Below are 10400 nucleotides of genomic sequence, written 5' to 3'. Positions count from 1 at the left end.
AGCCTAATTATACCATTTGGAGGGCCTTTTTATATTATTCAATGATAATATTTTCATTATTTGTCATTTTTTGTGATGTGTTTTTCAGTGATCTCTGACGGTTCCTTTGACACCATTTCCTTTCTTCTTATCAGTTTATCCTCGTTTTCTGCACAATCCCTCTATTCAGTCCTAGCAAATTAGCTATTCCCTAACGGATAGCCGGGTGTTCGTCTTAAGGTCCCTTATGATTACCCCACGGGTGTCTTTATTATTTATTAACTCTTCCATACTTTTCCCGCTCCATCTCTTCGTCAGATATTCTTCCAAATAGGATCTGACTTCTTCAACTGTCCAGCTATTACCTTCTTCTATATTGAGAAACTCGCTTTCATCCTTCTCAATCGAAAACTTCTTGAATTCCTGTATTGTCTTTTTCCGATCATTTGCAACTAGAGACAAGATAACTTTTGTATCTACCATCTTTGCTTCTGGCTTGTGTGAATTCAAGTAACTGTTGTAACTGCTCCACTTATATTGCCCTGGCTTTTTCCACAATCCCTGCTTTAACCGGATTGTTATGAATGTATCAAAAAACAGATAGTAACTATCGTTCATCATCTATAGTACATTTCATCAATATCAATCTCTCCGTAAGATTTTCATCAATTATTGGTCTAGGTTTAATCACTAAAAAGGAGCAACCTTCCAGCTGCTCCCCTTCTCTTCTATAAATTTGTGACTATGAATAACGAATTAGACCGCCATTTACGTGGAGTACCTGTCCAGTAACATATGCTGAATCATTTGAAGCTAAATAAACATATGTTGGTGAAACTTCAAATGGCTGAGCGGCTCGCCCCATGGGAGTTTCTGTCCCAAGGATTGCTACATCATCTGGAGGATAAGTACTAACACTCAATGGTGTCCAAGATGGTCCTGGGGCTACAGCATTTACACGAATACCTTTTTTTGCAAGAGATAGAGCCATAGTTCGAGTAAAGGAGACAATAGCACCTTTAGAAGCTGAATAGTCAATAACTGTCGATGCCCCTTCATAAGCAACTCTAGACGTTGTACTAATGATAGAGCTCCCATATTTTAAATAAGGTAGTGCAGCCTTTGTCATATAAAAAAGTGGATAGACATTAGTGCGAAATGTGTTTTCCAGTTGTTCATCCGACACATCCATTATATCTCTAGTATATGGTTGCACAGCTGCATTATTTACTACCACATCCAATTGTTTGTACGTTTCCATAGTATGAGCTACTGCTGACTTAGAGGTAGACGGATCTCGTAAATCTCCGGGCAATAGCAGGCAGTTTGCACCCAATTTCTCCACGTATTCTTTGGTTTCTTCTGCATCTCTATGCTCATTCAGGTATAAAATTGTAAGGTTTGCACCTTCCTTTGCAAAGGCTACCGCAATCGCCCTGCCGAATCCACTATCACCGCCTGTAATTATCGCTACCTTCCCTTTCAATTTTCCACTTCCTACATAACCCGGGTAATCAAAAATCGGACGGGGGTTAATAAGATATTCAAATCCAGGGGGATGCTGGTGTTGCGAAGGGAAAGCGATTGGCTGATTTACTTCCTGCTTTACCATACCGATATATGGATAATGTTGACTCATTCATTCTCCTCCTTACCTAAAATATATTTATCTTTTCAGGATATAGAATTTTTCTCCTTTTTATCCTTCCCATGGTATGTTTAAGTATTCAGCCAAAAATGTTATAGTCTTTAAAACCTACTAAGAATGATAGGTTCCGTTTTCACTTAGTATTCGCTGGTGTCTGGGCATAGCTTCCTCCCCTTTATCCCCAAAAAATAGCTATCCTAGCTTCACTCTCTAATAGCAACTGTGTCAAGAGAACCGTCCCCTTGACACCCCCAATCAAATTGCGCTTTCGATTACTCCATTCCGTATCTTCTTTTTTATGCTAATCATGTTAATACCCCAAGCAATTAGCAATATATGTACCATTAGACCTAAAAAGTTTATCGCCTTAACTCCAGGAAAAATATAAAATGTATAAGATGCGTAGATCATCCAGCAGAATACAGCTACAAGCTGCGCTAAGGAATAAATGACATAGATATATGAAGGCAATCCATCCTTTTTTCTTATCAATCTAAAAATAAAGATAATGATTACCAATATTGAAAATACGAACTGTGCAAAACTACACTGCCCTGAAATCTTTTTGCTAAAATCAGCAAACATATAAAATACGGAACATACAGTCATAATAACGATGTATATAAAATCTATTGCTATAATTGATTTGTGGGTTTTCATATTCATCCTCCCCATATGTCAAGGGCACGGTTTTTTTGACAACCTTTCCTTTTTGGGTTATCTATTTACTTTTCTGCACAATTCCTCTATTGAGCTCTAGCAACAATATTTTAGTTTTATCGGCAAGTTGTGTTAAAAATTTCATTATTTTGGGTTGAAAAAAGAGCCAGTTTCTCTACAAACTGTTTGTTCTCTCCTTGATAAAGACACATAACTGCCATAACTAACAACTTAGGAATAAACGAAATGAATCATATACCTACCACATCTTTATCACATTAACCTTTGTTGCCAAAATATGTTGTCGGTACCCTTCTAGTAAATCTTACTCACTTTTGACTAAAGCACTGGTTGTCGGTGAGTTTTCATCCTTTGCGAAAAAAATAACTGAGTTATTTCCAATCTTGTAAAGTAAATAGTAATCTTTTTCTGGATTAACACCCTCCTCAAGAGGACTTCCAAGCTTCTTTTTAATATTATCCGGGGTCATCCCTATCGTTGCTCTCTCAATTTCCATTCCTTTCCAAACAGCAAATGATGCTACCCTCCCTTGCCGTTCCATCGAATCTAAGAAGAAGATAATTTGTTCATACGAGAGATAATAGCTTCCCTCAAAAATACCTTCCTCCTTTGGGCTACCCAGTGTAGTTAGAATATCTTCACACTGCGACCCAATGCCAAAATCCATTCCTTTTACCTTAACTTGCATACTCACTAAAGGACCATGCTTTTTTTCTGAAGGGATTTCTTTTGACTCTTGCTGTAGAGTTGGTGTCTCTGGAGAAAGACTATCATCCTTCCCAGGATCTTTTGAAACTTGTCTTTGATTTAAATTTAGTAGGTTATTTCCCACTAATACAAATAAAATTATTAGAAATATTGTGATTAGAAAGGTTTTTTTCAAAAATATACCCCCTTTTGGTAATCACTCTGAAACCCTTTCACATACTGCCCCGAGTCAGATTAAATGGGCCATATATGACTGACACCATAACTAATCCATAAAATGAAGGGTTATAGTTTATCACCTGCAAACCCAACCACGTCACAAAAACATTCCGGTTATTGAAAAAAGAGAATTACCATCCAAGATATATCGAGCATTCTCTACACCTCCAGCTCTTTTTACTGGAAGTTCGCCACAATTTTCTAAATCCCTTGGGAACATATTCCCATTTTTTAAGCGTAATCCTTTAAGGTTATCTCAAGCTGCTTGTTTAGAGGTTTAAAATCCTGTGTATGGAGCATTATATAGATGGATATACTAGTTAACTAAGAAACAAGATTTCAGAGTTGCAAATAAAAATGTATTTTTGTGAGGGTTGCTTGTTGTTTGTTTCTGACTTTTCCTTGAGTTCATTTTACGAGTAATTCGGTTTTATGATAAAATGATATGAGAATTGGCCCTTAACCAAAGGCTATCTTGGAGGTGTTTTTTATGCCAATGTATGAGTTCCGCTGTGAAAAATGTCAACACAAATTTGCCAAACTGTGTTCAATGGGGGACACTGGCGAGAATTTAGTTTGTCCTTCTTGCCAAGCCGCTGCCCCCAAAAGAATCATGTCTGGCTTTCGGGTAGATAATCCAGGTGCACTGGCTGGTAGCCGGGGGGACAGTTGTCACGGCTGTACTTCCAGTAATTGCAGTGCCTGCCGACATTAGAGCCTTAGTAGCTTTTAGCCAAAGTCTACCATCCAGTGTCTAAAGAAGCATGGCGGTGAATCGCCAAGCTATCTATGTGGATTTATCAAAAAGGCGCGAGTTTAAAGTACATTCTTCCTACTTTTATAATCCTATGAAATTGTTAAACTCCCCGGAGATCCCGGGGAGTTTAATTTTATCTACTGAGGCAGCGTATTTCTGCAAAATCGATTCTTACCCTGCTTCTGTTGCCGGTTGAAGGATTAAAGGTAAGTACCAGTTCTGCAGTTTCGGCGGTTCTGGGAACATCACCGGTGGTAAAGGAAAATAACTCATACCGCTCATCTTCCAGTAAAGCCGGTGAAAAAGGACCTTGGGGAACTACTCCCACCACAGTACCTGCCCGATTACGGAAAAGTACCTGTACGCCAAATTCGAAATTGCCTGGCAGACCACGCTCAACAGCTTCAGCCACCCGGAAACTTACTCGGTTGTTGCTGCCGGCCACGATAGGAATCCGCTGGGATAAGGTTGCGTTTTGGGTGGGAACATTGCCTAACAGGGCAGCATACCGGCCGGAGAAAGCTGCCGTCGTTTGGGTCACATTCGTAGCACTCCAATCTACAGGCCTAGAGGATGAAGTCCAGCTTTCAAAACTGGGATTTCTCAGTAAATTTGCCCCGGTACACTGAATGGGTCCTGGTGTGGGTCCCGGGGTTGGTCTGGGGGTTGGCCGGGGAGTTGGTCTAGGAGTTGGCCTGGGGGTTGTTGTGGGTGTTACGCCGCCCAAAATTCTAAAGGGTATGCTGATAATCTCATCCCGTAAGCCTCTGGCCACATTGCTAACATTTAAAACATATCTGCCCCCAGACACCTGACGACCAGAATTATCCCTTTGATCCCAGGTGTTTTCGTAAACGGCAAAGGCATTTCTCCCTATAATAACCGTTCCAGACGTCTGACTAAAACTGCGTCCCCGGGAATATCGCCAAACTTCGGCTAGATTTCTGGAATCCCGCACCACTAATTCTAAGCGCTGGCCGGTCGTATAGCGAAGCCTCATCTCCCCACCGGAAATATTAATCTTATACAAGCGAATGCGAAGCCGCTCACCCTGCCGAAGTTCGTCGTTGCTGATCACCAGAACATAGATTAAGTCATCCACTACTCTGGTAGTATAAGCTCCATAGGGTCTGGCGGACGCGAGAACCGCATTGATTCGATTTTGATTAGCCCGGATAGTTGCTTGCTCACCGGGTTGGCTCGATGTCGCTCCCAAAACGGGTGTATCGGTTACCTCCGGATCGGGTGTTGTAGGAGGTGCTGTGGTATCTGGCTCACTCAATTCAGGTACCGTAATTTCTTGCCCCACAAAAATAGTATCCGGGTTGGTGATTTGAGGGTTAGACTGTAGCAACTGCTCCAGTGTAAGACCATATCTAGTGGCAATAGCACCTAATGTATCCCCTGACTGAACAACATAAACTGCCATTCTCTATCCCTTCCTTTCCATAGTAGTACTAAAATATTTTATGAAGGAAGGAGTAAAAAGGTTCAGAAAAAACCATTGGACTGACTGATATTGCCTTGGAAACCAAAAATTCTGCTTGCCTACAAAAAACAGAGCCCCCGCTTCAGCTGCCGGCGGAGGCTTTGTTAGCTTTAAGGCCAATTGATGCACAGTGGTTCGTTGTGCAAGTCATTCTTTAAGTATAACTGTGTAAACCAGGCATAAGCCAGGTCACACCGAAGAGAGTGAACATGACTGCCGCAAAACCTAAAATGGCTAACCAAGCGGTTCTCCTGCCTTGCCAACCACGAGTAAAACGACCGTGCAGAAACAAGGCGTATACCAACCAAGTAATCAGTGCCCAGGTTTCCTTCGGGTCCCAACTCCACCAGGCACCCCAAACCTGTTCGGCCCAAACGGCCCCGGTGATGAGTACCAAGGTAAGGAAAACAAAGCCAAAGGCAATTATCCGATATAGAAGTTTATCCAGAGTTTCGCTGCTGGGTAGTAGAGACATACCCTGGGTGACTGCGGAAGCACCGTCACTAGTAGAGCTTAGGGCTACTGGCTGGGAATCACGAATTAAATAGAGCACCCCTACCCCAAAGGATACCCCAAAGGCCCCATAGGCAAGAATTGCGGTGGCGACATGAGATTGTAACCAGTAGCTTTGTAGCGCTGGCATGAGAGGCCGTACCACAGTTGTTGTCATCATACTGGCCGCTGACATTAAAACCACTGCCACCGGTATTACCACAATACCCAGCAAGGGTACCGGATGTTTTTTCTGGGTAATTAAAAAAGCCAAAATCACTCCCCAGGCAAAGAGCACCGTAAACTCGTACATATTGGCAAAGGGCAGACGCCCTACAGTGACTGTACGTTCCACCAGTCCAACCGTATGAACCAACAGACCTAAGCCTACCACCCCTAAAGCCGTAGTGATCAATCTTTTTCTTTCGGTCAGGGTATAGGCTAGAAAGATGAGGGTACCCAGAGCGTAAAGATAAAGGGTTGTATCAAAGGCATATCTTTCTACCAGTTCTATCATGATTGTAAGGCACGCTCCTCCCAGGTAATGCCGCTTAATTTTTCCAGTATCAGATCTTCCTGCTCCTTACCTTTTATTCTATGGCGGGCAGCCAGACGAACCTCTGTGCCCGTTGTACTGGCAGAAAGCAACAGCCAGATTTGATTGGATCTCACATATAACCGCATGGGTAGAGCGAGCAGAAAGAGGATAAAACCTGCCCAGATCAGTGGTAAGCCTGGGTCCTTCTTTACTTGCAGCCCGGTATAGGTAGTTCGTTTGGTAAAGACGATTTCTTGACTCAGAATATTGATCGGCTCTCCCAGCTCCGCAATACCCATGGTAAAAGGAACTCCGTTGCTAAAGACATAATACCTGGGCCACTGTACGGCCAATTCCAATTTAGCCGGTCCGCCAAGAAAAATAGGATCTCCTTCCTCTACATCGAAGTCGACACTGCGATTTTCCTCCCTCACCGCACCCTGCAGATGGTAGCCAAAGGCGGTTTGATACACTTTAACACCTTGATACTGGAGTGGATTGTTGACTGAAACAGTTTTTTCCAGTGCTTTTTGGTTGGCTGATAACACTTCAATATGGGAAGTGTACTGCTTTGCTGTACCATCCTCATAGGTATCCACATGAAACTTCTTGATATTTAAATCAAAGGGATAGCCATCGTGACTTAACAGAGCCTTACCGGGTACTGCTACTTCATAATACTTCTCTTGGCCGAAAACTCCCCCCACCACACTACCGGCAATTACAAAAACCATCGCCAGGTGCAATAGCGGTGAGCCTAAAACAGCCCAACCATTTTTGCTGCCGGAGATCATGGTTCCTTGTTGGACGCTTTGTACCCTTAAACGGAAACCTAACCGGCGAAGCTCTGCACCGGCTTCCTTAACTGCCCGTTCGGGGGAACAATTTGCCAGTTCTAAGCATCTGTATTTTCCTTCTTGCTCTAAAGCCGCAGGAAAGTTACGCCTATTTTTCAGTAGGGTAGCTAATCTTCTACAGGTGCAGGCTAACAGATTTATGGTTAGTAGAGCACTGGTGGTCAAAAACCAGGGAGATGTAAAGATACCCACGTAAAAAGTCCCTATAATGGAAAGAACAATCACTAAACATAAAAGAGCTAACCCCAGGGACATGGAGGTAAAAACCTTCCATGCCCCTGTCATCATTAACTTCAGCTTAAACATTTACTCTGCCCCCCGTGCTCTGCGGGCTGCGGCAATGGCCTGGTGGGCCAAATCAATGGATTTACTCAAGTTTTTCATACCCTCCTGAGTGTTGTGAAAGCCCATACTGTTTTCAGCAGACATGTAATCCCAACGCCACTGGGAGGAACGGTGTAAGGCTCTGGCCTCCTCCAGAATTTTCGGATTAACTCCCGCTGTTTTAGAAGATTTTTCGATTTCGTTAATCGCCTCAACGTTTAGTGTACCAGCCCTTCTTAAGGCTTCAAAGTTGCGATCCTGGTAATAGTGAATACGATTTAACAGCCACTCTTCACCCTCGCGGTGACACTGGGTGCAACTCTTGTTAATGGTACGGGTTGGACTTACCCACCAGTGGGAAGTCACTTTAACATTGCCAATCCTTTCATAGGGCATATGGCAATCTGCACAAGCGACCCCGGCAGCAGCGTGTACACCACCCTGGGAAAACTCATAGTCCGGGTGCTGTGCTTTGAGCAGGTTGGTGCCGGATTGTGGTTGCGTCCAATCAACGTGGATGGAATTTTGATAATTGCCGTAGTATTCTTCCATCTGATCGGCGGTCCAACCCTTATCCCAGGGGAAGGTTACCTTCTTTTCTTTGTTAAAGTAGTACTCCACATGGCACTGGGCGCAAACCAGTGAGCGCATTTCTTGGCGAGAGGCGAGCTTCCAGTCCTTATCGATACGCTGCAGGGCTTCGACCAAAGCCGGTCGGGTAATGCGCAGGCTCATATCCTTTGGATCGTGGCAGTCGGAGCAGCCGATGGCGAATTTTACCTGCTTATACATCTCTTCATACGTAAATTTACCAAAGTCGTCACCATATTTCTCCAGTAAGCCCGGTATGGCAGGGGATTTGCAATACAAGCAAACTGCCCCGGCCTTTCTCCGGGCGGGAGTGATCTTGGAGTTATCCTCCAGGGCATAGAAATGGCTTCTTTCTTCGTTATATTCCTCAGAGAAACCATAACCGGCAAAGAGAGTTTTCATTTCAGGTTGTTGTTCCGCCTTGGAATATTTATCACTACCGCCATATTTCGTGCGAACCCCGGTTTCCTTACCCTTTAAAAAGCTGTCATACGTCCTTGGGTAGTGTTTTCCCCAGACAGAGGAATCAATTTCCTTTTCTCCGATCGGTGGAAGTTTTGCCGTTTCCGCCTGGACCCGGTTGTTCTTTTGGAAGGACATATACATAGCCCCCAACACGACGATGCCAGCAATGGCCACCAGGGCCAGAATAAAACCCTTTGACTTCACATAATGCGCCCCTTTCAGAAGTAATGATTCACTGTTTTTACTTTGAAATGCGGATTCGTATTACAGCGAATGTGGTGTGTTGCGGTGACAGTCCCAGCAATTTCGGGTTTTGCCCTGGGGTGTTTCGTTGGTTGGTTCCAGTAGTGTCTCATGACAACGATAGCAATTTTCCTGTGTCACCACCCCACCATGATGGCTTAGTTTAATGGGTGTCGGCCAGTTTCCTAAAATCATTTCAATAACGTCCCGAGATCCTACATAGGCTTTATAGTAGGCCCCACGCACCATATCATGAGGAATATGACAGTCGCTGCAGGAGGCTGCCTGCATGTGAGCACTGTGAACCCAGGTATCCACCCAGGATTCCATCACATGGCAGGCACCGCAAAAACCCGGTCCATCCAGCCGTTTATTGATAGCTGGTATTTTCGTAACAAGTGGACTCAGCAGGAGCAGCACTCCCACACCGGCAATTAGGAGGGTTTTCTTCATAATGACCCCCTTATCTGTTAATTTTTTGGATAAACAAACATATTCTGTAGCAAAAAAACAATCTCTATGCATTTATAAACCAGCATTGCCATATTTTCCAGCTTCTATTACAATGAAGACATCCATTGACGCAATGATGCAAGACAGAAACGCTGGGTAAACTAAAAGAAAAAAGCTTTGAGGTGTCATAATGTATAAAGACTTAAGTCCGTATTACGATGATATTTTCCCAGCCGGACAGGCTCAATTAAAGTTCTTTCGCCAACTGTTCACCGATCACGGTGTCAGCAGGGTATTGGACTTGGCTTGTGGCTCCGGTAATTATGCTCTGGAATTTGCCAGATGGGGTCTTACTGTGGTAGGAATTGATTACGAACAAAACATGATTAAATTGGCCCGGGAAAAGGCCCGCAAAGAAGGACTAACGGTGGATTTCCGTACAGGTGACATGAGAAAATTGGAGGATATAGAAGGTAAATTTGATGCCGTTATCTGTATTGGCAATTCCATTGTCCACCTCTTAACTGATAAAGACTTGTTGACAGCTCTCAAGCAAATGAAAGAACGGCTGTATCATGGGGGAGTATTGCTCCTGCAAACGGTTAACTATGACCGTATTCTCAAAGGTAATATTACTCAGTTGCCAGATATTATTAACCGCCAGGCAGGCCTCGTTTTTACCCGCCAATACGAGTTTCGTGCAGATGGCTTAATTGACTTTATAACTTCTCTAGCGAAAAATGGTAATAACGGCAGCCAAGAATCCTTGGGCAGCGGTCAGGTACCCCTACGTCCTTTAACCCGTGCCGATCTGGAACAGAACTTAGCCGCTGCTGGTTTTGAAGGAACCGAAGTGTTTGGCGGGTTCGATGGAAAACCCCACAGTTGGGACAGCCAAGCAACGGTCATCAAAACCTTTCGTCGCAGATCCTGCAGTTTAAGTAAGTAGAGTAGGA

General features: G+C 43.7%; 11 protein-coding genes. 2 read left to right on the top strand and 9 right to left on the bottom strand.

Features of this window, described 5'->3' with window-relative positions:
* Positions 1-183 precede the first annotated feature (183 nt).
* The 4 genes from BUA78_RS06205 to BUA78_RS06190 form a co-directional block, all read right to left on the bottom strand.
* Entirely contained in the window at positions 184-600 is a 417-nt protein-coding gene (locus BUA78_RS06205; RefSeq protein WP_072912012.1) for a hypothetical protein, read from the bottom strand.
* Positions 601-721: 121 nt separating this feature from the next.
* Positions 722-1618, bottom strand: a complete 897-nt coding sequence (locus BUA78_RS06200; RefSeq protein ID WP_072912010.1) for an SDR family oxidoreductase — start codon at positions 1616-1618, stop codon at positions 722-724.
* Between the two features lie 264 nt (positions 1619-1882).
* A complete protein-coding gene (locus BUA78_RS20470) occupies positions 1883-2287 on the bottom strand; it encodes a hypothetical protein (RefSeq protein ID WP_072912007.1) in 405 nt (134 codons plus the stop codon).
* Between the two features lie 325 nt (positions 2288-2612).
* Entirely contained in the window at positions 2613-3191 is a 579-nt protein-coding gene (locus BUA78_RS06190; RefSeq protein ID WP_072912005.1) for a DUF4309 domain-containing protein, read from the bottom strand.
* Between the two features lie 534 nt (positions 3192-3725).
* Here BUA78_RS06190 and BUA78_RS06185 point away from each other — a divergent pair.
* Positions 3726-3950, top strand: coding sequence for an FmdB family zinc ribbon protein (locus tag BUA78_RS06185; protein ID WP_072912002.1), 225 nt, complete (start codon positions 3726-3728; stop codon positions 3948-3950).
* A gap of 175 nt (positions 3951-4125) precedes the next feature.
* On the opposite strand, the gene BUA78_RS06180 is transcribed toward BUA78_RS06185, so the two are convergent.
* From BUA78_RS06180 to BUA78_RS06160, 5 genes are all read right to left on the bottom strand, one after another.
* Positions 4126-5421 (bottom strand): BsuPI-related putative proteinase inhibitor, encoded by a 1296-nt coding sequence (locus BUA78_RS06180; protein ID WP_072911999.1) that lies wholly within the window; start codon positions 5419-5421, stop codon positions 4126-4128.
* 214 nt (positions 5422-5635) lie between these two features.
* Complete coding sequence (gene ccsB / locus BUA78_RS06175; RefSeq protein ID WP_072911996.1) at positions 5636-6490, bottom strand: c-type cytochrome biogenesis protein CcsB; 855 nt, start codon at positions 6488-6490, stop codon at positions 5636-5638.
* Complete coding sequence (locus tag BUA78_RS06170) at positions 6487-7674, bottom strand: cytochrome c biogenesis ResB family protein (RefSeq protein WP_238456742.1); 1188 nt, start codon at positions 7672-7674, stop codon at positions 6487-6489. The genes ccsB and BUA78_RS06170 overlap by 4 nt, the downstream gene beginning before the upstream one ends.
* Positions 7675-8952, bottom strand: a complete 1278-nt coding sequence (locus BUA78_RS06165; protein ID WP_072911993.1) for an ammonia-forming cytochrome c nitrite reductase subunit c552 — start codon at positions 8950-8952, stop codon at positions 7675-7677.
* 60 nt (positions 8953-9012) lie between these two features.
* Positions 9013-9444, bottom strand: a complete 432-nt coding sequence (locus BUA78_RS06160) for a NapC/NirT family cytochrome c (protein ID WP_072911990.1) — start codon at positions 9442-9444, stop codon at positions 9013-9015.
* A gap of 190 nt (positions 9445-9634) precedes the next feature.
* Between BUA78_RS06160 and BUA78_RS06155 the strand changes: the two genes are divergently transcribed.
* The gene (locus tag BUA78_RS06155) at positions 9635-10393 is read left to right on the top strand and encodes a class I SAM-dependent methyltransferase (protein ID WP_072911988.1); all 759 of its coding nucleotides are present in this window, start codon (positions 9635-9637) and stop codon (positions 10391-10393) included.
* Positions 10394-10400 lie beyond the last annotated feature (7 nt).

The sequence above is a fragment of the Desulforamulus aeronauticus DSM 10349 genome (assembly GCF_900142375.1).
GTDB classification, from domain to species: domain Bacteria; phylum Bacillota; class Desulfotomaculia; order Desulfotomaculales; family Desulfotomaculaceae; genus Desulfotomaculum; species Desulfotomaculum aeronauticum.
The sequence above is the reverse complement of the archived record's forward strand: the minus strand, read 5'-3'. Positions and strand labels throughout refer to the sequence as shown.

What these genes read in the sequence shown, in the direction of transcription:
- BUA78_RS06205 (WP_072912012.1), bottom strand. Translation starts at nt 600, where the DNA reads ATGATGAACGATAGTTACTATCTGTTTTTTGATACATTCATAACAATC.
- BUA78_RS06200 (WP_072912010.1), bottom strand. Translation starts at nt 1,618, where the DNA reads ATGAGTCAACATTATCCATATATCGGTATGGTAAAGCAGGAAGTAAAT.
- BUA78_RS20470 (WP_072912007.1), bottom strand. Translation starts at nt 2,287, where the DNA reads ATGAAAACCCACAAATCAATTATAGCAATAGATTTTATATACATCGTT.
- BUA78_RS06185 (WP_072912002.1), top strand. Translation starts at nt 3,726, where the DNA reads ATGCCAATGTATGAGTTCCGCTGTGAAAAATGTCAACACAAATTTGCC.
- BUA78_RS06180 (WP_072911999.1), bottom strand. Translation starts at nt 5,421, where the DNA reads ATGGCAGTTTATGTTGTTCAGTCAGGGGATACATTAGGTGCTATTGCC.
- ccsB (WP_072911996.1), bottom strand. Translation starts at nt 6,490, where the DNA reads ATGATAGAACTGGTAGAAAGATATGCCTTTGATACAACCCTTTATCTT.
- BUA78_RS06170 (WP_238456742.1), bottom strand. Translation starts at nt 7,674, where the DNA reads ATGTTTAAGCTGAAGTTAATGATGACAGGGGCATGGAAGGTTTTTACC.
- BUA78_RS06160 (WP_072911990.1), bottom strand. Translation starts at nt 9,444, where the DNA reads ATGAAGAAAACCCTCCTAATTGCCGGTGTGGGAGTGCTGCTCCTGCTG.
- BUA78_RS06155 (WP_072911988.1), top strand. Translation starts at nt 9,635, where the DNA reads ATGTATAAAGACTTAAGTCCGTATTACGATGATATTTTCCCAGCCGGA.